The sequence below is a fragment of the Streptomyces sp. NPDC020845 genome, assembly GCF_044334165.1.
Taxonomy (GTDB): domain Bacteria; phylum Actinomycetota; class Actinomycetes; order Streptomycetales; family Streptomycetaceae; genus Streptomyces.
The window spans coordinates 500,654-525,315 of the sequence record NZ_JBIRSJ010000006.1 but is presented as its reverse complement, the minus strand read 5'-3'; the positions used below and the strand labels follow the sequence as shown (position 1 = coordinate 525,315).

21 protein-coding genes and 1 riboswitch are annotated in these 24,662 nt (G+C 72.5%); of the genes, 15 read left to right on the top strand and 6 right to left on the bottom strand.

Annotation, left to right across the window (positions count from 1 at the left end):
- Window positions 1–205: 205 nt before the first annotated feature.
- From ACH4U7_RS18070 to ACH4U7_RS18055, 4 genes are all read left to right on the top strand, one after another.
- The gene (locus tag ACH4U7_RS18070) at window positions 206–1,600 is read left to right on the top strand and encodes a M16 family metallopeptidase (protein ID WP_398528861.1); all 1,395 of its coding nucleotides are present in this window, start codon (window positions 206–208) and stop codon (window positions 1,598–1,600) included.
- 17 nt (window positions 1,601–1,617) lie between these two features.
- Window positions 1,618–3,000, top strand: coding sequence for a M16 family metallopeptidase (locus ACH4U7_RS18065; RefSeq protein WP_398528965.1), 1,383 nt, complete (start codon window positions 1,618–1,620; stop codon window positions 2,998–3,000).
- A gap of 286 nt (window positions 3,001–3,286) precedes the next feature.
- Window positions 3,287–3,483: riboswitch (cyclic di-AMP (ydaO/yuaA leader) on the top strand.
- 12 nt (window positions 3,484–3,495) lie between these two features.
- The gene (locus ACH4U7_RS18060) at window positions 3,496–4,320 is read left to right on the top strand and encodes a M23 family metallopeptidase (protein ID WP_398528860.1); all 825 of its coding nucleotides are present in this window, start codon (window positions 3,496–3,498) and stop codon (window positions 4,318–4,320) included.
- Between the two features lie 406 nt (window positions 4,321–4,726).
- Complete coding sequence (locus ACH4U7_RS18055; protein ID WP_398528964.1) at window positions 4,727–5,467, top strand: GntR family transcriptional regulator; 741 nt, start codon at window positions 4,727–4,729, stop codon at window positions 5,465–5,467.
- Window positions 5,468–5,663: 196 nt separating this feature from the next.
- Here ACH4U7_RS18055 and ACH4U7_RS18050 read toward each other — a convergent pair whose 3' ends face one another.
- Window positions 5,664–5,945, bottom strand: a complete 282-nt coding sequence (locus ACH4U7_RS18050) for an HPr family phosphocarrier protein (RefSeq protein ID WP_014175879.1) — start codon at window positions 5,943–5,945, stop codon at window positions 5,664–5,666.
- 211 nt (window positions 5,946–6,156) lie between these two features.
- Between ACH4U7_RS18050 and ACH4U7_RS18045 the strand changes: the two genes are divergently transcribed.
- Genes ACH4U7_RS18045 through ACH4U7_RS18030 form a run of 4 tightly spaced genes read left to right on the top strand, consistent with a single transcriptional unit; the run spans window position 6,157 to window position 11,765 of the window.
- On the top strand, window positions 6,157–9,108 hold the full coding sequence (locus ACH4U7_RS18045) for a GNAT family N-acetyltransferase (protein ID WP_398528859.1): 2,952 nt from the start codon (window positions 6,157–6,159) through the stop codon (window positions 9,106–9,108).
- A gap of 59 nt (window positions 9,109–9,167) precedes the next feature.
- Complete coding sequence (locus ACH4U7_RS18040) at window positions 9,168–9,764, top strand: DUF5998 family protein (protein ID WP_385629160.1); 597 nt, start codon at window positions 9,168–9,170, stop codon at window positions 9,762–9,764.
- Window positions 9,764–11,002: an alkaline phosphatase family protein gene (locus ACH4U7_RS18035; RefSeq protein ID WP_398528858.1), complete on the top strand. Its 1,239-nt coding sequence runs from the start codon at window positions 9,764–9,766 to the stop codon at window positions 11,000–11,002. The genes ACH4U7_RS18040 and ACH4U7_RS18035 overlap by 1 nt, the downstream gene beginning before the upstream one ends.
- Before the next feature lie 58 nt (window positions 11,003–11,060).
- On the top strand, window positions 11,061–11,765 hold the full coding sequence (locus ACH4U7_RS18030; RefSeq protein ID WP_398528857.1) for a thymidine kinase: 705 nt from the start codon (window positions 11,061–11,063) through the stop codon (window positions 11,763–11,765).
- 257 nt (window positions 11,766–12,022) lie between these two features.
- Here the strand turns inward: ACH4U7_RS18030 and ACH4U7_RS18025 are convergent, their stop codons facing one another.
- Window positions 12,023–12,826 (bottom strand): VOC family protein, encoded by an 804-nt coding sequence (locus ACH4U7_RS18025; protein WP_398528856.1) that lies wholly within the window; start codon window positions 12,824–12,826, stop codon window positions 12,023–12,025.
- Window positions 12,827–13,102: 276 nt separating this feature from the next.
- Here ACH4U7_RS18025 and ACH4U7_RS18020 point away from each other — a divergent pair, with 276 nt between their 5' ends.
- The gene (locus ACH4U7_RS18020; protein WP_398528855.1) at window positions 13,103–13,939 is read left to right on the top strand and encodes a sulfurtransferase; all 837 of its coding nucleotides are present in this window, start codon (window positions 13,103–13,105) and stop codon (window positions 13,937–13,939) included.
- A gap of 120 nt (window positions 13,940–14,059) precedes the next feature.
- On the opposite strand, the gene sepH is transcribed toward ACH4U7_RS18020, so the two are convergent.
- The 3 genes from sepH to ACH4U7_RS18005 all read right to left on the bottom strand — a co-directional run bounded on the left by sepH (window position 14,060) and on the right by ACH4U7_RS18005 (window position 18,203).
- A complete protein-coding gene (gene sepH, locus ACH4U7_RS18015) occupies window positions 14,060–15,148 on the bottom strand; it encodes a septation protein SepH (protein ID WP_398528854.1) in 1,089 nt (362 codons plus the stop codon).
- Between the two features lie 510 nt (window positions 15,149–15,658).
- Window positions 15,659–16,969 carry a D-arabinono-1,4-lactone oxidase gene (locus ACH4U7_RS18010; protein ID WP_398528853.1) on the bottom strand — a complete coding sequence of 437 codons (1,311 nt, stop codon included), beginning with the start codon at window positions 16,967–16,969 and terminating at the stop codon, window positions 15,659–15,661.
- Window positions 16,938–18,203, bottom strand: coding sequence for an MFS transporter (locus tag ACH4U7_RS18005; RefSeq protein ID WP_398528852.1), 1,266 nt, complete (start codon window positions 18,201–18,203; stop codon window positions 16,938–16,940). Before ACH4U7_RS18005 ends, ACH4U7_RS18010 begins: the two co-directional genes overlap by 32 nt.
- Window positions 18,204–18,385: 182 nt before the next feature.
- On the opposite strand from ACH4U7_RS18005, the gene ACH4U7_RS18000 reads away from it, so the two are divergent.
- A complete protein-coding gene (locus tag ACH4U7_RS18000) occupies window positions 18,386–19,540 on the top strand; it encodes a ferrochelatase (protein ID WP_398528851.1) in 1,155 nt (384 codons plus the stop codon).
- Window positions 19,541–19,752: 212 nt separating this feature from the next.
- Window positions 19,753–20,571, top strand: coding sequence for an inositol monophosphatase family protein (locus tag ACH4U7_RS17995; RefSeq protein ID WP_398528850.1), 819 nt, complete (start codon window positions 19,753–19,755; stop codon window positions 20,569–20,571).
- Between the two features lie 150 nt (window positions 20,572–20,721).
- Here the strand turns inward: ACH4U7_RS17995 and ACH4U7_RS17990 are convergent, their stop codons facing one another.
- Window positions 20,722–20,892: a hypothetical protein gene (locus ACH4U7_RS17990; RefSeq protein WP_179285212.1), complete on the bottom strand. Its 171-nt coding sequence runs from the start codon at window positions 20,890–20,892 to the stop codon at window positions 20,722–20,724.
- Between the two features lie 326 nt (window positions 20,893–21,218).
- Here ACH4U7_RS17990 and ACH4U7_RS17985 point away from each other — a divergent pair, with 326 nt between their 5' ends.
- The 4 genes from ACH4U7_RS17985 (at window position 21,219) to ACH4U7_RS17970 (ending at window position 24,642) form a co-directional block, all read left to right on the top strand.
- A complete protein-coding gene (locus tag ACH4U7_RS17985; RefSeq protein ID WP_089508583.1) occupies window positions 21,219–21,872 on the top strand; it encodes a response regulator transcription factor in 654 nt (217 codons plus the stop codon).
- A gap of 6 nt (window positions 21,873–21,878) precedes the next feature.
- Window positions 21,879–23,123, top strand: coding sequence for a sensor histidine kinase (locus tag ACH4U7_RS17980; RefSeq protein ID WP_398528849.1), 1,245 nt, complete (start codon window positions 21,879–21,881; stop codon window positions 23,121–23,123).
- Between the two features lie 491 nt (window positions 23,124–23,614).
- On the top strand, window positions 23,615–23,917 hold the full coding sequence (locus tag ACH4U7_RS17975; RefSeq protein WP_014175864.1) for a DUF4193 domain-containing protein: 303 nt from the start codon (window positions 23,615–23,617) through the stop codon (window positions 23,915–23,917).
- 14 nt (window positions 23,918–23,931) lie between these two features.
- Window positions 23,932–24,642: a hypothetical protein gene (locus ACH4U7_RS17970; protein ID WP_398528848.1), complete on the top strand. Its 711-nt coding sequence runs from the start codon at window positions 23,932–23,934 to the stop codon at window positions 24,640–24,642.
- Window positions 24,643–24,662 lie beyond the last annotated feature (20 nt).

Here is a 24,662-nt window from a genome sequence, read left to right as displayed (position 1 = left end):
CGGCTCCTTCAACTGCCGAGGCGGGATCTGACGCCGACCATTGTGGACCGGGCCACCGACAAGTGTGGAACGGGCTACTGACAACGCCCCCTCCGCGAGATTCCCCGGCGGGAACTTCGCCAGATGTCGGTGCGCTTGCATACAGTGACAGGACCGCACTTCAAGCGGCTCGCACGCGCTCCATCACGCGATCGAAGGGACGTACATGCCCATGGGTCACACGGCCACGGAACAAGCCGGCTCCGGCGGCCTGACAGCGACCGAGCACCGGCTGGCCAACGGCCTGCGGGTGGTGCTCTCCGAGGACCACCTGACCCCGGTCGCGGCGGTCTGCCTGTGGTACGACGTCGGCTCGCGCCACGAAGTCAAGGGGCGTACGGGTCTGGCTCACCTTTTCGAGCACTTGATGTTCCAAGGCTCGGCGCAGGTCACGGGGAACGGCCACTTCGAACTGGTGCAGGGCGCCGGCGGCTCGCTCAACGGGACGACCAGCTTCGAGCGGACCAACTACTTCGAGACCATGCCGACCCACCAGGTGGAGCTGGCGCTGTGGCTCGAGGCGGACCGCATGGGGTCGCTGCTGACCGCGCTGGACGAGGAGAGCCTGGAGAACCAGCGCGACGTCGTCAAGAACGAGCGCCGCCAGCGCTATGACAATGTGCCGTACGGCACGGCTTTCGAGCGCCTGGTCGCCATGGCCTACCCCGAGGGCCACCCGTACCACCACACCCCGATCGGCTCGATGGCCGACCTGGACGCGGCCTCCCTGGAGGACGCCCGCGAGTTCTTCCGCACGTACTACGCGCCGAACAACGCGGTGCTGGCGGTCGTGGGCGACATCGACCCCGAGCAGACCCTGGCCTGGATCGAGAAGTACTTCGGCACCATCCCCTCCCACGACGGCAAGCGCCCGCCCCGCGACGGCACCCTGCCGGATGTGATCGGCGGCCAGCTGCGCGAGGTCGTCGAGGAAGAGGTCCCGGCCCGCGCCCTGATGGCGGCCTACCGGCTGCCGCACGACGGCACCCGCGAGGCCGACGCCGCCGACCTGGCGCTGACCGTCCTGGGCGGCGGGGAGTCCTCCCGCCTGCACAACCGCCTGGTGCGGCGGGACCGTACGGCGGTGGCCGCGGGCTTCGGCCTGCTGCGGCTGTCCGGCGCCCCCTCGCTCGGCTGGCTGGACGTGAAGACCTCCGGCGGCGTGGAGGTCCCCGACATCGAGGCCGCCGTCGACGAGGAGCTGGCCCGGTTCGCCGAGGAGGGGCCGACCCCGGAGGAGATGGAGCGCGCCCAGGCCCAGCTGGAGCGCGAGTGGCTGGACCGGCTGGCCACCGTCGGCGGCCGCGCCGACGAGCTGTGCCGTTACGCGGTGCTGTTCGGCGACCCGCAGCTGGCGCTGACCGCCGTGTCGCGCGTCCTGCAGGTGACGGCCGAGGAGGTGCGGGCCGTGGCCCAGGCCAGGCTGCGCCCCGACAACCGCGCGGTACTGGTCTACGAGCCGGTCCAGGGCGCCGAGCAGGCCGAGGCCGACGTCGCCGCCGACGGCGACCACGACGCAGCAGCCGACGACAACGACGCAGAAGGGGAGTCGGCCCAGTGAGCGACGCCGCCACCACCATGACCTTCCACCCGCAGCCGCAGGCGGGTGCCGCCAGGCCGTGGGCCTTCCCGGCCCCCGAGCGCACCGAGCTGTCCAACGGGCTGACCGTGCTGCGCTGCCACCGCCCCGGCCAGCAGGTCGTCGCCGTGGAGATCAACCTCGCCGCCCCGCTGGACGCCGAGCCGGCCGGGCTCGACGGCATCGCCACGATCATGGCCCGCGCCCTGTCCGAGGGCACCGACAAGCACACCGCCGAGGAGTTCGCCGCCGAGCTGGAGCGCTGCGGCGCCACCCTGGACGCCCACGCCGACCACCCCGCCGTCCGGGTGTCCCTGGAGGTCCCCGTCTCCCGGCTGCCCAAGGCGCTCGGCCTGCTGGCCGACGCGCTGCGCGCGCCCGCCTTCCCCGAGGGCGAGGTCGAGCGGCTGGTCCGCAACCGCCTGGACGAGATCCCGCACGAGCTGGCCAACCCGGCCCGGCGCGCCTCGATGGCGCTGTTCAAGGAGCTGTTCCCGGCCGAGTCCCGGATGTCCCGGCCGCGCCAGGGCACCCAGGAGACCATCGAGGGCATCGACGCCGCGGCCGTGCGGGCCTTCTACGAGACGCATGTCCGCCCGTCCACCTCGACCGCCGTGGTCGTCGGCGACCTGGCCGGTGTCGACCTCGACAAGGCGCTGGCCGAATCCCTCGGCGCCTGGACGGGCGGCGCCGCCGAGTCCCGCCCCATGCCGCCGATCACGGCCGATGACACCGGCCGCGTGATCATCGTCGACCGGCCGGGCGCGGTGCAGACCCAGCTGCTCATCGGCCGGATCGGCGCCGACCGCCACGACCGGGTCTGGCCCGCCCAGGTGCTGGGCACCTACTGCCTGGGCGGCACCCTCACCTCCCGGCTCGACCGCGTGCTGCGCGAGGAGAAGGGCTACACGTACGGCGTGCGCGCCTTCGGCCAGGTGCTCCGCTCCGCGGCTCCGGACGCCTCCGGAGGGGCCACTGGCGCCGCGATGCTGGCCATCAGCGGCTCGGTGGCCACCGAGGTCACCGGCCCCGCCCTGGAGGACCTGTGGAAGGTGCTGGGCACGCTGAAGGAGGAGGGCCTGACGGACGCCGAGCGTGATGTCGCCGTGCAGAACCTGGTCGGGGTCGCCCCGCTGAAGTACGAGACGGCGGCCGCCGTCGCGGGCACGCTCGCCGACCAGGTCGAGCAGCATCTGCCGGACGACTTCCAGGCGCAGTTGTACGCGCGCCTCGCGGAGACCGGCACGGTGGAGGCGACCGCCGCGGTGGTGAGCGCCTTCCCGGCCGACCGGCTGGTCACGGTGCTCGTCGGTGACGCCTCGCAGATCGAGGAGCCGGTCAAGGCGCTCGGTATCGGCGAGGTGCGCGTCATCCAGGGCTGACAGGCCGACAGACCGACGAACTGACAGATCGACGGGCCGACGGGCCGACCCGACCCGGGAGCAACAGGCCCTCGTGACAAGGACCCTGGCGCCGCTTCAGGCGCCAGGGTCTCTTTTTGTCGGTCGTTTCCTCGATCGTTTCGTCCGCTTTGTGGCAGAGATTGCTCGTCTGGGTGATCGTGTCTGTGGGGAAACCAACAAAAAAGCGGAACCGTTTGGTGAACGAATGCGATCACGCTTAGCGTCAGTTCGGTTGTCCGCCCGAGACACGCCGCATCCGCGGCACGGGCAACCATCGCCGAGTCCCCGTACGGCGCGAGCCAGGGGAGCCGGGGAACCAACCTCGCCCGTCGCCGCAGCGGCGCCGGACGGGTGATCCCCAGGGGTGAATCGGACGCCTTCCCCGCGTGGGGGAGGGGCCCGTAGGAGACCTTCCTGCTCCGAACCCGTCAGCTAACCCGGTAGGCGAGAGGAAGGAAAGGAGTGCGCCGGACCATGGCGTTCACCCGTACCGCCGGGAAGCACCGCCGCCCCACCCGGGCCCCCCGCACCGCCCGTTCCAACGCCAATCTCGCGGGCATAGCCACGCTGGCCGCCTCCGGCGTGGTCGCCGGCTTCGCCGCCCCCGCCCTCGCGGCGGCGGACGACCCGCGCGGCTTTGAGGACACCGGGCTGCGCCAGGCGGTCGCCATGGACGACCAGCTCGCAGACCAGGTCCAGGCCCAGGCGGAGAGCCAGCAGAGCGCCGCCGAGGAGGCCGCCGCCAAGGCGCAGGCCGAGGCCCAGGCCCGCAAGGAGGCCGCGCGTCAGGCGGCCGAGGCGAAGCGCAAGGCCGAGGCGGCCGCGAAGAAGGCCAAGCAGGAACGCGAGGCCAAGGAGCGCGCGGCGCGCGAGGCCGAGCGCAGGCGGCTGAACATGTTCGTGCTGCCGGTCACCGGCTCGTATGTCTCCACCGGCTACCAGGCGTCCAGCGGCCTGTGGTCCTCCGGCACCCACACCGGAGTGGACTTCCACGCCGCGTCCGGCACCTCGGTGCACTCCGTCGGCTCCGGCACCGTCGTCGAGGCCGGCTGGGGCGGCGCGTACGGCAACAACATCGTGATCAAGATGAACGACGGCACCTACACCCAGTACGGCCACCTGTCGTCCATCGGCGTCTCCGTCGGCCAGACGGTCACCCCCGGCCAGCAGATCGGCCTGTCCGGCGCCACGGGCAACGTCACCGGCCCGCATCTGCACTTCGAGGCCCGCACCAGCCCCGACTACGGCTCGGACATCGACCCCGTCGCCTACCTGCGCTCGCACGGCGTGAACCTCTGATCACGCCCCCGCACACCTGCCCCTGAACCCGGTCCGCCTCGCGGGGGGCGCCTCAGCCCCTGTCGACGGTCGCCCGTGCTCGGCCCTTCGTACCTCAGGGTCTCCGCGCGCTCTCCCTTTCACAGCGACATCAGCGCCTCCGGCGCGGGCGGCGCGCCCCTTCGGCTCCCCAAGGCCCCGGTCCCGCGGACCGGGGCCTTCGGCGTACTCGCATGGGCACCCGGCCGCCTGGCCATCCGGCTGCCCGGCCGCCTGGCCAAAAATATCCATGAAATCTCCGCGCCCATCGGAAATTCCGGCTGTTTAGAATAGAGTCGCTGAACACGCGTCAATCGGCTGCGTTTCGCGGAGATTAAGGCGGAGGTTCAACAATGCGGGACCGGAAGTGAGCGGCGATACGACCGCGATGCCGGGCGGTCGCCGGATTTCGGCGCACGCGGTGTGTACGGCGATCCGCGACGACATCGTCTCCGGCACCTTCGCGCCCGGCAGCCGGCTGATCGAGGAATTCCTCGCCCGGCGCTACGGCGTCTCGCGCGTGCCCGTGCGCGAGGCGCTGCGCACCCTGGAGTCGGAAGGCTTTGTGACCACCCGCCGACACGCGGGCGCATGCGTCGCGCAGCCGTCCGAGCGGGAGGCCGCCGACCTGCTGGACATCCGCGCGCTGCTGGAGCCCCTGGGGGCCGCCCGGGCCGCCCAGCGGCGCACCGAGGCGCATCTGAAGGTGTTGCGCGGCCTGGTCAGGCTCGGCCAGGAGCGGGCCCGGCGCGGGCAGTTGGGCGAGCTGCGACCGCTCGGCGACTGGTTCCACGAGACGTTGGCCCAGGCCTCCGGCAGTCCGAGCCTGGCCGGGCTGCTGGTGCAGCTGAGACGCAAGATCGCCTGGGTGTATGCGGTGGAACCGGCCCACAGACCGGCGCCGTCCGCCCCGGGCACCGCCCTGCGCTCCGACTTCTCGCTGCGGGCCGTGGCCTCCTGGGACGAGCACGGTGCGCTGGTCGACGCGGTGGCGCGCGGCGACGCCGACCGCGCGCGGGCACTGGCCGCGGCGCATGCCGAGCGCTCGATGTCGGAATACCGGCTGCGTCGCCCCGTCCGTGTGAGGAGTTCGAAACATTCCGTAAACACGGCGGGCGTCCGGAATTAACAGCGGCCCCGTATACAACTTCTAAGAATTACCGCCGGTGTGTGCGGCCGTGGATTTCCGCGGCCGCGTATTTCGCGTTCCCGTATTGCGCGGTCCCGGTATTCGTCCCCGTATTGCGTTGGATAAACAGTGCGGCCGCGGTCCCCTGTCATGGGTCACCGCGGCCGCGCCGTGTGAATTTATCGGGCGGAGCCAGTCAGACGGTCTCCGGAAGCTCCTCCAGCCCCTCCGCGACCAGCTTGGCCAGGCGGTCGAGCGCGACCTCGGCGTCGTCCGACGCGGAGGCCAGGACGACCTCCTCGCCGCCCTGGGCGCCCAGGCCGAGCACGGCGAGCATGGAAGCGGCGTTGACCGGGGTGCCGTCCGCCTTGGCGATCGTGATGGGGACGCCGGCGGCGGTGGCCGCCCGGACGAAGATCGACGCGGGGCGGGCGTGCAGGCCCTCGGCCCAGCCGATGTTGACGCGGCGCTCAGCCATGGTGTTGCCCTTCAGGTGCGGGTTGCCGTTGTCTAGACCAATATCATACGGTCGTGCGTGTCTGGGTCTGTCCGGAACGGTGTCCGAGTAGGCCCGGCCATGCCCGTACAGGTCCGATTATGGACTTTCCCTCGACACCTCCCCGTAACGCAAGGGTGTCCGCCATTCGGACGTCCGGACCCATGTCCGCCCGGGCCGTAGTCTTGGCCGCATGCGGCAGCCGTCCGACACCCACGCCTACCCGGCCCACTGGGAGGCCGATGTGGTGCTCCGCGACGGTGGCACCGCCCGGATCCGCCCCATCACCGTCGATGACGCGCAGCGCCTGGTCAGCTTCTACGAGCGGGTCTCGGACGAGTCCAAGTACTACCGCTTCTTCGCGCCCTACCCCCGGCTCTCCGACCGCGACGTGCACCGCTTCACGCACCACGACTACGTCGACCGGGTGGGCCTGGCCGCCACGGTCGGGGACGAGTTCATCGCCACCGTCCGCTACGACCGGATCGACGGCCACGGCCTGCCCTCGACGGCGCCGGCCGACGAGGCCGAGGTCGCGTTCCTCGTCCAGGACGCCCACCAGGGCCGCGGGGTGGCCTCCGCCCTCCTCGAGCACATCGCCGCCGTCGCCCGCGAGCGCGGGATCCGCCGCTTCGCCGCCGAGGTGCTGCCCGCCAACACCAAGATGATCAAGGTGTTCACGGACGCGGGCTACACCCAGAAGCGCAGCTTCGAGGACGGCGTCGTCCGCCTGGAGTTCGACCTCGAACCCACCGACCGCTCCCTGGCCGTCATGCGCGCCCGAGAGCAGCGCGCCGAGGCCCGCTCCGTACAGCGGCTGCTCGCCCCCGGCTCCGTCGCCGTCATCGGCACCGGACGCGCCCCGGGCGGCGTCGGCCGCACCGTGCTGCGCAACCTCCTCGACGGCGGGTTCAGCGGGCGCGTGTACGCCGTCAACCGCGCCTTTCCCGGGGAACAGGACCGGCTGGACCCCGAGGGCGTCCCGGCCCACCGCTCGATCCACGAGATCGACGGCCCGGTCGACCTCGCCGTCGTCGCCGTCCCCGCCGCCCAGGTGCCCTCCGTGGTCGCGGACTGCGGCGACAGCGGCGTCCAGAGCCTCGTCGTGGTCTCCGCCGGCTACGCGGAGAGCGGGCCGGAGGGCCGCGACCGGCAGCGCGAGCTGGTCCGCCAGGCGCGCACCTACGGCATGCGGATCATCGGCCCCAACGCCTTCGGCGTCATCAACACCGCCGACGGCGTGCGGCTGAACGCCTCCCTCTCGCCGCGGCTGCCCGCCCCCGGGCGGCTCGGCCTGTTCACCCAGTCCGGGGCGATAGGCATCGCGCTGCTGTCAGGGCTCGACCTGCGCGGCGCGGGGACCGCCGGGGTCTCCACCTTCATCTCCGCGGGCAACCGCGCCGACGTCTCCGGCAACGACGTCCTGCAGTACTGGTACGACGACCCGCGGACCGACGTCGCCCTGATGTACCTCGAGTCCATCGGCAACCCCCGCAAGTTCACCCGGCTCGCCAAGCGCACGGCCGCGGTCAAACCGGTCGTGGTCGTCAAGGGCGCCCGCCACAGCGGCAGCGCCCCCACCGGCCACGCCGTCCCCGCCCCCGGCATCCCGGACGCCACCGTCTCCGCCCTGCTGCGGCAGGCGGGCGTCATCCGGGTCGATACGGTCACCGAGCTCGTCGACGCCGGGCTGCTGCTCGCCTCCCAGCCGCTCCCCGGCGGCCCGCGCATCGCCATTCTGGGCAACTCCGACTCCCTGGGGCTGCTCACCTACGACGCCTGCCTCACCGACGGGCTGCGCCCGCTGCCGCCCCGCGACCTGACCACGGCCGCCGCCCCCGACGACTTCCGGCGAGCCCTCGCCGCGTCCCTCGCCGACGACGCGTGCGACGCGGTCGTCGTCACCGCCATCCCCGGCGTCGGCGCCGCCGCCGCGGCCGACCTCGCCCGGGCGATGCGCGGCGCGGCCGCCGGGGCCGCGGCGCGCGGCGCGGCCAAGCCGGTGGCGGTGGTCCACCTGCAGATCCCAGGGCTCGCCGAGGCCCTGGCCGCGCCCTGGGACGCCCCCGGTGCCGGGGGCCGGGAAGACGGGGTCGGGGGCGCAGCCGGGGGCGACGCGGCTGACGAGGCGCCCTTCCCGGCCCCGCGGATCCCCGCCTACCCGGCCGCGGAGCGCGCCGTACGAGCCCTCGCCGAGGCCGTGGGGTACGCGCGGTGGCGGCGCCAGGCCGAGGAGCCCGGCCGGGTCCCGGAGTACGAGGACATCGACGAGGCGGGCGCCGCGGCCGACATCGACGTACTGCTCGCGCCGACCGAGGGCGAGCCGACGGCGCAAGCCCAGACCGAGGAGGCCCCGGCCGAGGGTGCGCCGGCCGAAGCCGCCCCGGCCGATGGCGCCCCCCCCCCCCAGGCCGCCGCCGCGCCGCCCGACGCGTCGGCGGACGCCCCCGCCCCGTACACCGTCACCCTCTCCGCCCCCGACGCCCAGCGCCTCCTCGCCCGCTACGGCGTCAGCGTGCTGCCCGCGCTCCCCGCCCCCGACCCGGACGCCGCCGTACGGGCCGCGGCCAGGCTCGGCTTCCCCGTCGCGCTCAAGACCACCGCCCCCCATCTGCGCCACCGCGCCGACCTGGGCGGTGTGCGCCTCGACCTCGGCGGCGAGGCGGAACTCCGACGCGCCTACGCCGAGTTGACGGACTACCTCGGCGCCCCCGAAGAGCTGCGGCTCGTCGTGCAGCGGATGGCCCCGCGCGGCGTCGACACCGTCGTACGGGCCGCCATCGACCCCGCCGCCGGGGCGGTGCTCTCGTTCGGGCTCGCCGGAGCCCCCTCCGAACTGCTCGGGGACACCGCCCACCGGCTCGTCCCGGCCACCGACCGGGACGCCGCCGAGCTGATCAGATCCATCCGGACCGCACCCCTCCTGTTCGGCTGGCGCGGCTCAAGACCAGTCGACACCGCGGCGCTCGAAGAACTCCTGCTGCGGGTGTCCCGCATGGTGGACGACCATCCCGAGGTGGTCTCCGTCGACCTCGAACCGGTCGTCGTCGCCCCGCACGGCCTGTCCGTGCTCGGTGCGGCCGTCCGGCTGGCCCCGCCGCCCCCGCGCACCGACCTCGGCCCCCGCCACCTGCCCAGCTACTGACGTCCGCGGCCATGGCCGGCATGGGCGCCGGTGTCGGTGCGGCCCCGTAGGATGGGCACATGGCGAAGACCGGTACGACGACCCAGGGGCTGCGCGCGGCGATCGAGCGCAGTGGCTATTACCCGGCACTCGTTGCCGAAGCGGTGGAGGCCGCCGTGGGTGGTGAGCCGGTCGTCTCGTATCTGGTCCATCAGGAGACCACCTTCGACTCCAACGAGGTCCGCCGCCATGTCACGGTCCTCGTCCTGACCGGCACCCGCTTCATCGTCAGCCACACCGACGAGCAGGCCGCCGACGGCACCTCCCCGTCGCCGTACGCCACCACCTCCACCGAGTCCGTGAAGCTGCAGCGGATCTCCTCGGTCGTGCTGAGCCGGGTCGTGGCCAACCCCGAGTCGTACACCCCCGGCACGCTGCCCCGCGAGGTGGTCCTCACCATCGGCTGGGGCGCGGTCAACCGCCTCGACCTCGAGCCCGCCGCCTGCGGCGACCCCAATTGCGAGGCCGACCACGGCTACACCGGCTCTTCCACCGCCGACGACCTGAGCCTGCGGGTCAGCGAGGCGGGCGACGGCCCCGACAGCGTCCGGCAGACCCTCGCCTTCGCCCAGTCGCTCTCGGAAGCCACCGCGGAAACGCCGGACACAGGCCGCTGATGTCCGACTCCATCGCGGACTCCGCCACCGCCTCCCTCTGGCAGGAGCCCGATCCCCAGCCGCTCGACCCGCGCTCCGCCCCCGTGCCGCGCTACGGCACGGGCTCGCTCGCCGATCTGCTGCCCGCCGTCGCCGCGGGCCAGGGCGTCCCGGGCCTGCCCTCGCTGTCTTCGGGGCTCGCCCTAGCGCCCGCCGACCGCGTATGCGTGTTCCTGGTCGACGGCCTCGGCTGGGAGCTGCTGCGCGCCCACCCCGCCGAAGCGCCCTTTCTGACCTCGCTGCTGCCCGGCTCGCTGGGCGGCACCGGGGCGCCGATCACCGCAGGCTTCCCCTCCACCACCGCGACCTCGCTGGCCTCCGTCGGCACGGGCCTGCCGCCCGGCGCCCACGGCCTGCCCGGCTATACGGTGGTCGACCCCGCCACCGGCCAGCTGATGAACCAGCTGCGCTGGCAGCCGTGGACGGATCCGCACGCCTGGCAGCCGTACCCCACCGTCTTCCAACTGGCCGACGCCGCGGGTGTGCACACCTGCCAGGTGTCCGCGCCGACCTTCGCCGAGACCCCGCTCACCAAGATCGCGCTGAGCGGCGGCACCTTCCTCGGCCGGCTCTCCGGCGAGGAGCGGATGGACCTCGCGGCCGAGCGGTTGGCCGCGGGCGACCGCTCGCTCGTCTACACGTACTACAGCGAAGTCGACGGCAAGGGGCACCGCTTCGGCGTCGACTCCGACGAGTGGCGTGCCCAGCTGCGCTACGTGGACGGGCTCGTCCAGCGCCTCGCCGAGCAACTGCCGCCCCGCGCCGCCCTCTACGTGACCGCCGACCACGGCATGATCGACGTCCCCTTCGACCCGGAGTCGCGGATCGACTTCGACGAGGACTGGGAGCTGCGGGCCGGAGTCGCCCTGTTGGGCGGCGAGGGCCGCGCCCGTCATGTGTACGCGGTCCCCGGCGCGGCGGGCGATGTGCTGGCGGTATGGCGCGAGGTGCTCGGCGAGCAGATGTGGGTGGCGAGCCGTGACGAGGCCATCGAGGCGGGCTGGTTCGGGCGGCCGGAGGACGGCGGCGGCGTGGATGAGCGGGTGTACCGGCGGATCGGCGATGTGGTGGCCGCCGCCAGCGCGGATGTCGCGATCGTCGCGTCGCGGACCGAGCCGAAGGAGTCGGCGATGGTGGGGCTGCACGGCTCGATGACCCCCGTCGAGCAGCTTGTCCCGCTGCTCGAAGTACGCTCCTGAGCCGTCCCGCTCCCCTCCGCCTCGCCCGTCCCGACCGTACGAAAGGCCCCGCCACCCCATGCCCGAGCTGGTGTTCTTCTCCGGAACCATGGACTGCGGAAAGAGCACCCTCGCTCTGCAGATCGAGCACAACCGCTCGGCGCGCGGCCTGCAGGGCATGATCTACACCCGGGACGACCGGGCGGGCCGGGGCAAGCTCTCCTCGCGGCTGGGGCTGGTCACCGAGGCCGTCGAGGCGGGGGACGACCTCGACTTCTGCGCCCATGTGGTCGGGATCCTCACGGCCGGGGGCCGCGCCGACTATGTGATCGTGGACGAGGCGCAGTTCCTCGCCCCGTCCCAGATCGATCAGCTCGCCCGCGTCGTGGACGACCTCGGGCTCGACGTCTTCGCCTTCGGCATCACCACCGACTTCCGCAGCAAGCTCTTCCCCGGCTCCCAGCGGCTGGTCGAGCTCGCGGACCGGATCGAGGTGCTGCAGGTCGAGGCGTTGTGCTGGTGCGGGGCCCGCGCCACGCACAACGCCCGTACCGTCGGCGGCGAGATGGTCGTCGAGGGCGCCCAAGTCGTCGTCGGCGACGTCAACCAGCCCGGGGCCGAGGTGGGTTACGAGGTGCTGTGCCGGCGCCACCACCGGCGCCGCATGACGGCCGCGGCCGCCCGCGCCGCCACGCTGTCGCCGGATGTGCTCCCCGTCGACCCGGCGGCGGCCCCGGCCCCCGTGCCACACGACGCCCGAACAACGCCCCGGACCGCCCCCTAGGGCCTGTCGTCAAAGGGGGCGCCCTGCTCCCGACGCCGCAGTGACATCAGCCGCTACCGCGGCGGGCGGCGCCTCGCCGCGTTGTCGCACCGCCCGGCCACGCCGCGTCAGCGGCATATCGACCGCAGCGCCCAGTACGAGGACGATGCTCCGCCTTGCGAGGCACCGCACCAGACGCCGCTCGCGGCCGGACGCCCCCTTTGACGACAGACCCCAGACGACCTTCAGCCGCCCCTCAGCGGCCTCTCAGCCGCCCGTCAGCCGTCCGTCCCGACCAGGGCGAAGGCCGCCCCCTCCGGGTCCGTGACGGTGGCCGTACGCCCCGCCACGCCGTCCTGGGGCGGCAGGACGACATAGCCGCCCAGCTCGGTCACCTGGCGCACCGCCTTGTCCACGTCGGCCACCGCGAAGTACGTCCGCCAGTGCGGGCCCCGGTCGCGCGGCAGGGCGCCGCCCATGCCGTGGATCGCGGCCACCGGCCGCCCCGCCACTCGCAGGGTCAGCGCATCGGACCCGGGCTCGGGCGCCGGGCCGGGGCCGTCAGGACGACGGGACGAGGGCTCGCTGTGGCAGCCGAAGACCATGTCGTAGAACTTGCCGACGGCCGAGGAGTCCCAGGTCATCAGCTCGTGCCAGACCGGGGAGCCCGGCGACCCGATCTCCTCGGCTCCCAGGTGCTCGCGCGCCTGCCATACGCCGAAGGCCGCGCCCTGCGGGTCGGCCGCGAGGGCCATCCGGCCCGCCTCGCCCGCGTCCAGCGGGCCCACGGCCACGGTGCCGCCGCAGGCGCGGATCAGCTCCGCCGTCTCGTCGGCGTCGTCGGAGGCCAGATACGTCGTCCAGGCGACCGGGAGGTGGCGCTCCGGAGGCAGTTCACCCAGCCCCGCGACCGGCCGGTCGCCGATCCGCGCGCGTACGTACGCGCCCAGGTGCTCAGGACCCGGCGTGAACTCCCAGCCGAACAAGGCGTGGTAGAACTCCTGCGTCGCGGCCAGGCTGTGCACCATCAGGCTCGTCCAGCAAGGCGTGCCCGGCGTGTGCCGAGTCGCTGCCTCGGTCATCGTCACTCTCTCCTCGGACCGTTGTGGTGTCCGTGCGGCTCCGGCCGGCCCGCTGGTGCGCGGGGCGGTGATGGGGGTGGCGCCCGACAGATATTCGCACCCCCTGTCGCAACGCGCGCCCTGGCCGCGCCGCAATTCGCGGCTCCTGCCAGGACAATGCCCGCTTTCGAGCCCCGCATCCGTTTCCAGGCCATGGCCGCGAGGTGTCCGTCATCTGTACGGAGGGTGATCGAGTGGGCCAATCGTCGCAGACGTATCTACGCAAAGATGGTGCCCATGAATGCCATCATCACCGCATCCGATCTCATGGACGAGCTGGCGGGGGAGCAACCGCCGCTCCTCCTGGACGTCCGCTACCAGCTGGGCGGCCCGCCCGGCCGCCCCGTCTACGAGGCCGGGCACCTCCCCGGTGCGGTCTACGTCGACCTGGAGGCCGAACTCGCGGGCCCCGCGGGCGCGGCCGGCCGCCACCCGCTGCCGGACCTGTCCATCTTCGCCGCCGCGATGCGCCGGGCGGGAGTCCGTGCGGACCGGCGCGTGGTGGCGTACGACGGCGGACAGGGGTGGGCGGCGGCGCGCGCCTGGTGGCTACTGCGCTGGGCGGGCCACCCGTCCGTACGCGTCCTCGACGGCGGCCTGGCCGCCTGGACCGAGCACGACGGCCCGCTGAGCACCGAGACCACCGCCCCGCCCGAGGGCGACTTCGAGCCCCGGCCCGGCGCCCTCCCGCTGCTGGACGCGGACGGCGCGGCGGCGCTCGCCCGGCGCGGACTGCTGCTGGACGCGCGGGCAGCCGAGCGGTACCGAGGCGAGGTGGAGCCGATCGACCCCGTGGCCGGGCATATCCCGGGGGCGGTCTCGGCGCCGACGATGGAGAACGTCACCCCCGAGGGCCGGTTCCTGCCCGCCGAGCGGCTGGCCGAGCGCTTCGCCGGGCTCGGCGCCACCGAGGAGGCCGAGGTGGGGGTCTACTGCGGCTCGGGCGTCTCGGCCGCTCACCAGGTGCTGGCGCTGGCGGTCGCGGGCGTCCCGGCGGCCCTGTACGTCGGCTCCTGGAGTGAGTGGTCCGCCGACTCCACCCGCCCGGTGGCCACCGGCCCCGACCGCGGCTGAGGGGCACATGCGCCGGCCGGGGGCACCTCCCAGCGGTAGCTGGGGGAGAGCCGAGCCCCAAAGGGGGGCCTCGCCGTCGGCGTACGACGGCGAGGCCCGGCCAGCGTGAAAGTGCCGCCGCTACTCCTGTTTCTTGCGGCGGGTGCCGAACACGATCTCGTCCCAGCTCGGCACCGCCGCCCGGCGGCCCGGACGCACGCCGTCCGCCTCCGCCTGACGGTCCGTGGTGCCGGTCAGCCGATCGCGGTGGCCGGCGACCGAACGGGGCATCAGGACGTCCGCGTACGCCGAGCCGGCGCTGGCCGCCGGGGCCGGGGGCTCGACGGGCTCGGGCTCCTCGACGGGCTCGTCCGCCGGGGAGGCCGGGCTGGGCGCGTCCGGCACGATCATGTCGCCCCGGAAGTTCGGCACGGCTTCCAGCAGGCTGGTGAGCGAGTCCCGCTCGCCGCCGAGGCCGTCCTCCACCGAGGCGGACGCCGCCGTGGAGTCGGACTCGCCGTCGCCGCGCTCGAACGAGCCCGGCCGGTCCCGGTCGCGCTCTCGATCACGGTCCCGCGGCAGCCGGGCGATCCGCGGTACGAACGGGAAGCTCGGCTCCGGGGTGTCGTCGGCCTCGCCGATCAGCGCCCGGGCCTCTTCGTCCACGGCCTGGACGAGCCGCCGGGGCGGGTCGTAGGTCCAGCTGGCCGAGTGCGGCTCCCCGGCCACGCGGTAGACCAGCAGCACTTCCCAGGTGCCGTCGTCCCGCCGCCAGGAGTCCCACTGCGCGGTGTCCTTCTCCGCACCGCGCAGCAGCAGCCGCTCCGCGACGGCCTCGCCGAGCTGGGGCCCGGCGTTCTCACCGGGGCGGCGCACAGGTGTTTTGCGGGCGCGCTCGGCCATGAAGGCGCGCTCCGCGAGCACCGGACCCTCGAAGCGGCGCACGCGGTCGACGGGGATGCCCGCCATCTGCGCGACCTCTTCGGCCGAGGCGCCGGCGCGTATACGGGCCTGGATGTCGCGCGGCCGCAGATGGCTCTCGACCTCGATCTCGATCTGGCCGAGCCGAGCGCGGTCGTTGCGCACGGCGGCGCGCAGACGCTCGTCGATGGGAAGTGTGTACTCCGTGCTGTCCGCAGCCTTGAGCACCAGCCGTGTGCCGTCGTTGCTGACGGCCACGACACGCAGTTCGGGCATGGGGACCTCCCGGGTGGTGCCTGCCGACGTCACGGTTGCGTCGCTGCTCTCCCGCTAGACGAGTGTGGCGTGCCCGGGTGCAGCCTGCCACAACTTTGCCGAGTTGCCCGGCGTGTCGGGCCTGCGCCCCGATCCGCCGTTATGGCACGGTGACCTGTTTGCAGCCCAAAGCGACGGCGCCGTCGCTCGGGGCAGCGATCCCCATGTCATGTCGCGGCGCCGCCGGTTGAGTTGCCGCCTTTTGACCCCTCCCGTTGGGTCCGGGCGGCCGGACGGGAAAGCGGGGCCAGGGACCGCAACAGTACTCCATTCGGGCCGCTCAGGTGGAGCGGCGCGCCAGTCAAGTTCTCGCCGTGGCGGGCCTGTGGGCCATGAGCTGGGCGGCGTGGGGCGTGATGTGGGTGGCAAGTTTCACATGATCGACAGAAACGGAACGATCTCCTTCGATTTTGTTCGCTTCTCTTCCCGGATGGGAACGAATGTGCGGGCAGGGGCAGATGGGGTCGGAGTGGGCGCCGAGAGTGGGGGTCAGGGTGGGGCGCGTCAGTCGCCCAGGACCCGCCGCAGATAGTCGTTGCCGAACAGCCGTTCCGGGTCCAGCCGGTCGCGGACGGCCGTGAACTCCCCGAACCGCGGATAGGCCTCCGCCAGATACGCGGCGTCGCGGCTGTGCAGCTTGCCCCAGTGCGGGCGCCCGCCGTGCGCGGTCATGATCTGCTCGGTCGCCGTGAAGTACGCCCGGTGCGGGGTGCCCCGGTACAGGTGCACCGCGATGTAGGCGGTGTCCCGGCCCGAGGCGGTGGACAGCGGGATGTCGTCGGCCGGTGCGGTGCGCACCTCCACCGGGAAGCTGACCCTGAGCCCCGAGCGCTCCACGGTCGCCTTGAGCTCGCGCAGCACCGTGACCGCGGCCTCGCGCGGCACCGCGTACTCCATCTCGACGAAGCGGACCCGGCGCGGACTGGTGAAGACTTTGTAAGGGATGTCCGTGTACGTGCGGGCCGACAGCGCGCGGCTGGAGATCTTGGCGATGCCGGGGATGGTGGCGGGGACCGCCCGCCCCACCGAACAGGCCACCTGGAAGATGCCGTTGGACAGCAGCTCGTCGTCGACCCAGCCGCTCACCCGGCCCAGCGGGGCGGCGGGCCCGTCGGTGCGGTTATTGCGCTTGGTGTTGCAGCTGCCCGTATGGGGGAACCAGTAGAACTCGAAGTGTTCGTTCTCCGCGACAAGTTGGTTGAAATCCGCCATGACCCGGGCGAAGGGCATGGGTTCCTCGTGCGCGGTGAGCAGGAACTCCGGCTCGACGGCGAAGGTGATCGCGCTCACCACGCCCAGTGCGCCGAGCCCGATCCGGGCGGCGGAGAAGATCTCCGGATTCTCCTCGGCCGAGCAGCGCAGCACCGAGCCGTCCGCCGTCACCAGCTCCAGACCTCTGATCTGAGCGGCGATCGACGCGCTGGCCCGGCCCGTCCCGTGGGTGCCGGTGGCGGTGGCCCCGGCCACCGTCTGCTCCATGATGTCGCCCATATTGGTCAGCGACAGGCCGTGCGCCGCCAGGGTGTGGTTGAGCTGCCACAGCGGGGTGCCCGCCGCGACGGTCACCGTCCCCGCCTCCCGGTCGATCTCCCGGATCCCGGCCAGTCGCTCGGGGCGTATCAGCAGCCCGTCCGTGGCGGCCGCGGCGGTGAAGGAGTGGCCGGTGCCCACGGCCTTGACCCGCAGGCCCTCCTCGGCCGCCTGGCGCACCACCTCGGCCAGCTCCGTGGTCGACGAGGGGGCGATGCTCCGGGCCGGCCGGGCGACCACATTGCCCGCCCAGTTACGCCACACGCCGTTCCGGCTGGTCCTCATGGTCCTTACGGTCTTTACGGCCATCCGCGCCCGACCCCTCCCGCTGTGGCGCCGGCCGCAGCCGGCGGTACCCGAGGAACGCCACCGCCGCCGCGAACGCCCCGGCCACGGCCGGCACCGCGTACCCCGCGCGCGCTCCGGCGGCGTCGACCACCCATCCGGCGGCCGACGAGCCGAGCGCCACCCCGACCGAGAGCCCGGTGCTCACCCAGGTCATGCCCTCGGTCAGTTTCGCGCGTGGCACGAGCTGTTCGACCAGGGCCATGGTGGTGACCATCGTCGGTGCGACGGCCAGGCCCGCGACGAAGAGCGCCACGGCCAGAAACGAAAGGTTCCCGACCAGTTGGAGGGGGATCATACTCACGGCGATCGCACAGACACCCAGCAGCCACCTGCGGGGGGCCGAACCCTTCAGACGCAGCAGCCCGAAGACCGCGCCCGCCAGGCAGGAGCCCGCCGCGTAGATGGCGAGCACCACGCTGGCCGCGGCCTTGTTGCCCTGCTCCTCGGCGAAGGCCACCGTCACCACGTCGATCGCCCCGAAGAGCGCGCCCACGGCGGCGAAGGCGGTCATCAGGACCATGAGCCCGGCCGAGCGCAGAGCCGAGCCGCCGGTGTGGTGCTCGCGCGGATGCGGTACGGGCTCGGTGGCGCGCTGCGCGGTCAGCGCCAGCACCCCGACCGCCAGGAAGCAGCCGGCCAGCAGCGGGCCCGCCTCCGGGAACCAGGCGGTGGAAAGACCGACGGACAGGATCGGGCCGACGATGAAGCAGACCTCGTCGACGACGGACTCGAAGGCGTACGCGGCATGCAGCCGGTCCGGCGTGTCACGGTAGATCGCCGCCCAGCGGGCCCGCACCATCGCCCCGATGCTCGGCACACACCCGGCCGCCGCGGCGAACGCGAACAGCGTCCAGTCCGGCCAGCGCAGATGCGCGCTCAGCAGCAGCCCGGCGACGGCGGTGAGCGCGACGAGGCTGGCCGGGCGCAGCACCCGCCGCTGGCCGTGCCGGTCCACCAGCCGGGAGACCTGAGGGCCCAGCGCCGCCGAGGAGATCGAGAGCGCGGCCGACACCGCGCCCGCCAGTCCGTACCGGCCGGTGAGCTCGGAGATCATCGTGACCACGCCGATGGCGGTCATCGAGATCGTCAGCCGGCCGGGGAACCCCGCGGCGGCGAAGCCTTTGGTGCCGGGGGCGGCGAATATCGCGCGATAGGGGCCGGGGCTGGGCAAGGGAGGGCTCCGCGGTGGGCAAGTCCTGGCAGGGGTGCCAGGGGTGACAGGGGTGATGGGCAGGTGAGCGGATAAGCGGTCAAGCCGGTAAGGAACGTAGGCGCCGAGACAGATTACGGCCATCCACAGGGCTGCGCAGGTCCATTTCCCGCCCGTCAGTGCCGGGTGGCAGGATCGGAGGCATGCCGGAACAGCCAGCCCAGCCATCCCCCGCTCGATCTTCCGCTCCGTACGACGCCCTGCTGCTGCTCTCCTTCGGCGGCCCGGAGGGCCCCGAGGACGTGGTGCCGTTTCTGGAGAACGTGACGCGTGGCCGCGGCATCCCCCGGGAGCGGCTGAAGGAGGTGGGCCGGCACTACTTCCTCTTCGGCGGCGTCAGCCCGATCAACGGGCAGAACCGCGAGCTGCTCCAGGCGCTGCGCAAGGACTTCGCCGAGCACGGCCTCGACCTGCCGGTCTACTGGGGCAACCGCAACTGGGCGCCCTATCTGACCGACACCCTGCGCGAGATGGCCGCCGACGGCCACCGCCGCGTGCTGGTGCTGGCCACCAGCGCGTACGCCTCGTACTCCGGCTGCCGCCAGTACCGCGAGAACCTTGCCGACGCGCTGACCGCGCTCGAGGCGGAGGGCCTGGAGACGCCGCGCGTCGACAAGCTGCGGCACTACTTCAACCACCCCGGCTTCGTCCGGCCCATGGTCGACGCGACGCTCGCCGCGCTCGCCGAGCTGCCCGAGGCCGTACGCGCCGGGGCGCACCTCGCCTTCACCACGCACTCCATCCCGACCGCCGCCGCCGACACCTCCGGCCCGCCCCAGGGCCATGGGGACGGCGGCGCGTATGTCGCCCAGCACCTGGACGTGGCCCGGCTGATCGCCGACGCGGTGCGCGAGGAAACCGGTGTGGAGCACCCCTGGCGCCTCGTCTACCAGTCGCGCAGCGGCGCCCCGCACATCCCGTGGCTGGAGCCGGACATCTGCGACCACCTGGAGGAGCTGCACGGCGCGGGCGCCCCCGCCGCCGTGATGATCCCGATCGGCTTCGTCTCGGACCACATGGAGGTCAAGTACGACCTCGACACGGAGGCGGCGGCCAAGGCCGAGGAGCTGGGGCTGCCGGTCGCGCGCGCCTCGACGGTGGGCGCGGACCCGCGCTTCGCGGCCGCGGTGCGCGATCTGGTCCTGGAGCGCGCGGCCGCCGAGCGCTTCGCCGCCGGCCGGGAGGCGGCCGCGCCGACGCGCTGCGCGCTGGGCGCGCTCGGCCCGAGCCACGACCTCTGCCCGGCGGGCTGCTGCCCGGCCCGGGCGCCGCGGCCCGCCGCCGCGGGCGAGGACTGAGCGCACGACCGCACCGCCCCTGGGAGCCGAGCCTCGAGCACCGGCCCGCCAACGTCGTGGCGAGCGTGTCTTGGCGCCCTGTGCGGGCTGGACCGAGGAGCCGCGCAGCGACGAAGGAGCGAGCTGGAGACGAGGGAAGCCCGCACATTGAAGCGCGCCAAGATTGAGCGGGGGACACAGTGCCGTCCGCCCGCATGCCTTTAAGGAGCACGATGACCGACCCGCTCACGACCGAACTCCTCGACGTCGCCCTGGAGGCCGCCCGCCGGGCGGGAGACCTGCTCCGTGACGGCCGCCCGGCCGACCTCGGCGTGGCCGCCACCAAGACCAGCCCCATCGACGTGGTCACCGAGATGGACCTGGCCGCCGAGAAGCTGATCACGGACTTCCTCTCCGACCGCCGCCCCGACGACGGCGTGTTGGGGGAGGAGGGCGCGAGCACCGAGGGCAGCAGTGGGGTGCGCTGGGTGATCGACCCGCTCGACGGCACGGTCAACTACCTCTACGGCCTGCCGGCCTGGGCGGTGAGCATCGCCGCCGAGCGGGACGGCGAGACGGTCGTGGGCGTGGTGACGGCCCCGATGCGCCGCGAGACGTACCACGCGGTGCTCGGCGGGGGTGCGTACCTCGTAGCCGAGGGGCAGGAGCGGGGGGAGCGGGTGCGCTGCCGTCCCGCGCCCGTGCTGGATCAGGCGCTCGTGGGCACCGGCTTCGGCTACCGCACCGAGCGGCGCATCGGCCAGGCCGAGGTGGTCCGCTCCCTGGTGCCCAAGGTGCGCGACATCCGGCGCGGCGGGTCGGCTGCCATCGATCTGTGCGATGTGGCGTGCGGCCGGCTCAACGGCTACTACGAGCGTGGGCTGAATCCGTGGGACTACGCGGCCGGTGCGCTGATAGCTCGCGAGGCGGGCGCGCTGACCGGCGGGCGGCCGGGGATCGCGGCCTCGGGCGAGCTCATCATCGCCGCGCCCCCTGGCCTCTTCGAGCCGCTGCAGGAGCTCCTGGAGGACCTGGGCGCCTGGCACGACTGATCCTGTGACGCCCGTACGGCTGCCCGTACAGGCGCCCGTCCGGGCGTTCAGACCCGTTGAACGCGGTCTGAACGCAGCACGACGCCCCGGTGCCGCAAGGGCAGCCGGGGCGTCGCAAAGTTGCTGAGCGCGGGTGCCGGGAGATCGCCGTCAGGCGATCGCGCCGACCTCCACGCCGTGCTCGGCGGCAAGCCGACGCAGGTCTTCGAGCTCCGACAGCTCGACATCGGCAAGGTAGTCGTCGCCCGTCTCACGGGCGCGAGTGAGATCGGACTGGGTGGTCTCTATACGCTGCAGAATGCCTGCGGTGAACGCGTCCATGTGCGCCCCCTCATCGTGGGTCGGTGGCACGGGGGTGTGCCGGGGCGGGACGATCACGTGCGTGGTCCCTGCTGGTGACAGAGATGCTTGTGGGATGCCACATACAGGGCGTGATCGGGGTGTGCAGTCGTCCTCCCCATCGCTCTGTGAGGGGAAACCTCCGCACAAAAAGAATCTTGAGCAGACCCTTCCGGATCCCCCTTACCGCCGGTTTATGAGCCTTCGAGGCAGGATGGAGACGCCGGGCGCCGATCGAGTCCGGCCGGATCGAGCCCGCCGGGCATTCCATGTCGCCCGTAAGGCACCCAAGGGAAGGACCCACGAACGTGCGTGTACTCGTCGTCGAGGACGAGCAGCTGCTCGCCGATGCGGTGGCCACCGGACTGCGCCGGGAGGCCATGGCCGTCGACGTCGTGTACGACGGGGCCGCCGCCTTGGAGCGCATCGCGGTCAACGACTACGACGTGGTCGTCCTCGACCGGGACCTTCCGCTGGTCCACGGCGACGATGTGTGCCGCAAGCTCGTCGAGCTCGGCATGCCCACCCGGGTGCTGATGCTGACCGCCTCCGGCGACGTCAGCGACCGCGTCGAGGGGTTGGAGATCGGCGCGGACGACTATCTGCCCAAGCCCTTCGCCTTCAGCGAGCTGATCGCCCGCGTACGGGCGCTCGGCCGCCGCACCACGGTCGCCCTGCCGCCGGTGTTGGAGCGCTCCGGGATCAAGCTGGACCCCAACCGCCGTGAGGTCTTCCGGGACGGCCGGGAGGTCCAGCTGGCGCCCAAGGAGTTCGCGGTGCTCGAGGTGCTGATGCGCAGCGAGGGCGCCGTCGTCTCCGCCGAGCAGCTGCTGGAGAAGGCGTGGGACGAGAACACCGACCCGTTCACCAACGTGGTCCGGGTCACTGTCATGACGCTGCGCCGCAAGCTCGGCGAGCCCGCGGTGATCGTCACGGTGCCCGGCTCCGGCTACCGGATCTGATCGGGCATGGCCACGACCCCGATTCCGCCCACCGCACCACCCAAGCCCAGCTGGGACCCGCGGCCGGTGTCGAGCCCGCGTCCCTGGCTGCGGCCCACGATCCGGATACGGCTGACCCTGCTGTACGGCGGGATGTTCCTGATCGCCGGCGTGGTGCTGCTGACGATCATCTATCTGCTGGCGGCGGACGTCCTGCAGGGGAGCAGCAAGCTCCCGTTCCAGATCGTCAAGATGGACTACAGCCTCACCGACCCCACCTGTGAGCTGCCCAGCCAGTCCAGCACCACGCTGTTCAACCAGGCGGTGGCGAATTGCATGAACCACCAGCGCGCCCTCGCCCTCGACGCCCTGCTGCGCCGGTCGCTGCTGGCGCTGCTGGGCCTGGCCGTGGTGGCCTTCGCGTTCGGCTACGCCATGGCCGGGCGGGTGCTCTCGCCGCTCGGCCGGATCACCCGCACCGCACGCCAGGTGGCGGGTTCGGACCTGTCCCGCCGGATCAAGCTGGACGGCCCGGACGACGAGCTGAAGGAGCTGGCCGACACCTTCGACGAGATGCTGGAGCGCCTGGACCGCGCGTTCACCGCCCAGCAGCGGTTCGTGGCCAACGCCTCGCATGAGCTGCGCACTCCGCTGGCGATCAACCGGACCCTGCTGGAGGTGCAGCTCTCCGATCCGCAGGCGTCCCCTGACCTGGCCCAGCTCGGCAAGACGCTGCTGGCCACCAACGAGCGCAGCGAGCAACTGGTGGAGGGCCTCTTGCTGCTCGCCCGCAGCGACAACGAGATCGTCGACCGCAAGCCCGTGGATCTCGCCGAGGTCGCCTCCCAGGCGCTGGAGCAGGTCCGTACGGAGGCGCAGGACAAGGGCGTGGCGGTGCGCGGGGTGCGGCAGTCCGCGGTGGTCCAGGGCAATGGCGTGCTGCTGGAGCGGATCGCGCTGAACCTCATCCAGAACGCGGTGCGGTACAACATCCCTCAGGGCGGTTGGGTCGAGGTGACCACGGAGGTGCAGGAGGGGGCGGGACAGGCGGTGCTGGTGGTGGCGAATACCGGGCCGGTGGTCCCCGCGTACGAGCTGGACAACATCTTCGAGCCCTTCCGCAGGCTGCGCACCGAGCGCACGGGCAGCGACAAGGGCGTCGGGCTCGGCCTGTCGATCGCCCGCTCCGTGGCCCGCGCGCACGGCGGTCGGATCACCGCCGAGCCGAGGGACGGCGGCGGCCTGGTGATGCGGGTCGTGCTCCCGGTCTGATATTGGCTGGGGCGCCAGGCTGCAGGCGCCCCTGGTTGAAGACCAGCTGAGAGTCGGCTGAGGCCGAGGAGAAGTTCCGGGACGCAGCCGCAGCTCCCCCAGCTATCGCTGGGAGGTTCCCTGTTCGCTTTGGGAGGAATTTTGGCGATCCGACCCCCACCTGTATCCTGTGTGATCGATCACATGGACGAATTTCAAGCCATATACTCTGTGTGATCGTCACGACTGGTGGAAAGCCGGGAAAGTCCGGGTTTCCGGAGGCCGTGATCACGGGAAGTACACGTGAGGGCGCATGTGAGTGCGACATTCGGACCGTGTACGGTCCCGATCGCCATCCAAGCCGATCACCTCTTCAGGGGTGCGGTTGGGTGTCGATTGAGTAACAGACCTTGATGTGAGGCAAAATCTCCGCCTCGGGTCGGGCACAAGTCCGGCCTCTCACGCGTTACGTGCGCTGGAGACACCGCAGACACCCAGAGGGGGAGAGCGACATGGCAACGGATTACGACACCCCACGCAAGACCGACGACGATGTCAACGAGGACAGCATTGAGGAGCTGAAGGCCCGGCGGAACGACAAGTCCGCGTCGACCGTCGACGTGGATGAGTTCGAACAGGCCGAGGGCTTGGAACTGCCCGGCGCGGACCTCTCCAACGAGGAGCTGTCCGTGCGGGTCCTGCCCCGCCAGGCCGACGAGTTCACCTGCATGAGCTGCTTCCTTGTGCACCACCGCAGCCAGCTGGCCAACGAGACCAAGAACGGCCAGCCGATCTGCCGCGACTGCGCGGCGTAAGCCGCGGGTCCGGCGTGGATGCGGGGCACGGCGACGTGACCGAGGCGCACGTCGAGCGAGGCCGGCTGGCCTCGCTCGCGGCCGCTGTCGGCCGAGGTGCCCGTAAGGGAGGCGAGCGCGCTAGAGCGGGGGTCTACGCGGTCGCCGATCGGATCGTCGCGAACGCTCCGCGGATTCCGGTCCGCGACCTCGCCGCGCTGCGCAAGCAGTTCCCCGGGCTCGGCCCGGAAGAGATCGCGGACAAACTGGTGGCCGGTGCCGCAAACGGCACCTCCACCGTGGGCGCGGGCGTTGGCGCCGCGGCGATGCTGCCGGCCCCGCCCGCCATGCCCACCGAGCTGGCCGCCGAGATCATCGGCGTCGCCTCGATAGAGATCAAGCTCATCGCCGAGCTCCATGAGGTCTACGGGGTGCGCGCGCCCGGCACCGGCCGGCAGCGCGCCATCGCCTATCTCGGGTCATGGGCCGAGGAGCGCGGCATCGACGCCGCCGCCGTCCCGGCGAGTGTGAACGCCGCGCTCGGCGTTCAAGCGAAGCGTGAGCTGCGCCAGCAGGTCCTCAAGCGCAGCTTCCGCAATCTGCCGAACCTCGCGCCCTTCATGATCGGCGCCACCGTGGGCGCCGCGATGAACCGGCGCGACACCAAGAAGCTCGCCCGGAAGATCCGCAAGGATCTGCGCGCCCGGCAGGTGCCCTGGGGCGCGCTTCCGCCGCTGGAGGCCTGACCCACCGAGCCGGTGGGGGT

Excerpts from the sequence above, each read along its gene's own strand:
- ACH4U7_RS18070 (WP_398528861.1), top strand. The coding sequence starts at position 206 with ATGCCCATGGGTCACACGGCCACGGAACAAGCCGGCTCCGGCGGCCTG.
- ACH4U7_RS18065 (WP_398528965.1), top strand. The coding sequence starts at position 1,618 with ATGACCTTCCACCCGCAGCCGCAGGCGGGTGCCGCCAGGCCGTGGGCC.
- ACH4U7_RS18060 (WP_398528860.1), top strand. The coding sequence starts at position 3,496 with ATGGCGTTCACCCGTACCGCCGGGAAGCACCGCCGCCCCACCCGGGCC.
- ACH4U7_RS18055 (WP_398528964.1), top strand. The coding sequence starts at position 4,727 with ATGCCGGGCGGTCGCCGGATTTCGGCGCACGCGGTGTGTACGGCGATC.
- ACH4U7_RS18050 (WP_014175879.1), bottom strand. The coding sequence starts at position 5,945 with ATGGCTGAGCGCCGCGTCAACATCGGCTGGGCCGAGGGCCTGCACGCC.
- ACH4U7_RS18045 (WP_398528859.1), top strand. The coding sequence starts at position 6,157 with ATGCGGCAGCCGTCCGACACCCACGCCTACCCGGCCCACTGGGAGGCC.
- ACH4U7_RS18040 (WP_385629160.1), top strand. The coding sequence starts at position 9,168 with ATGGCGAAGACCGGTACGACGACCCAGGGGCTGCGCGCGGCGATCGAG.
- ACH4U7_RS18035 (WP_398528858.1), top strand. The coding sequence starts at position 9,764 with ATGTCCGACTCCATCGCGGACTCCGCCACCGCCTCCCTCTGGCAGGAG.
- ACH4U7_RS18030 (WP_398528857.1), top strand. The coding sequence starts at position 11,061 with ATGCCCGAGCTGGTGTTCTTCTCCGGAACCATGGACTGCGGAAAGAGC.
- ACH4U7_RS18025 (WP_398528856.1), bottom strand. The coding sequence starts at position 12,826 with ATGACCGAGGCAGCGACTCGGCACACGCCGGGCACGCCTTGCTGGACG.
- ACH4U7_RS18020 (WP_398528855.1), top strand. The coding sequence starts at position 13,103 with ATGAATGCCATCATCACCGCATCCGATCTCATGGACGAGCTGGCGGGG.
- ACH4U7_RS18010 (WP_398528853.1), bottom strand. The coding sequence starts at position 16,969 with ATGAGGACCAGCCGGAACGGCGTGTGGCGTAACTGGGCGGGCAATGTG.
- ACH4U7_RS18000 (WP_398528851.1), top strand. The coding sequence starts at position 18,386 with ATGCCGGAACAGCCAGCCCAGCCATCCCCCGCTCGATCTTCCGCTCCG.
- ACH4U7_RS17995 (WP_398528850.1), top strand. The coding sequence starts at position 19,753 with ATGACCGACCCGCTCACGACCGAACTCCTCGACGTCGCCCTGGAGGCC.
- ACH4U7_RS17990 (WP_179285212.1), bottom strand. The coding sequence starts at position 20,892 with ATGGACGCGTTCACCGCAGGCATTCTGCAGCGTATAGAGACCACCCAG.
- ACH4U7_RS17980 (WP_398528849.1), top strand. The coding sequence starts at position 21,879 with ATGGCCACGACCCCGATTCCGCCCACCGCACCACCCAAGCCCAGCTGG.
- ACH4U7_RS17975 (WP_014175864.1), top strand. The coding sequence starts at position 23,615 with ATGGCAACGGATTACGACACCCCACGCAAGACCGACGACGATGTCAAC.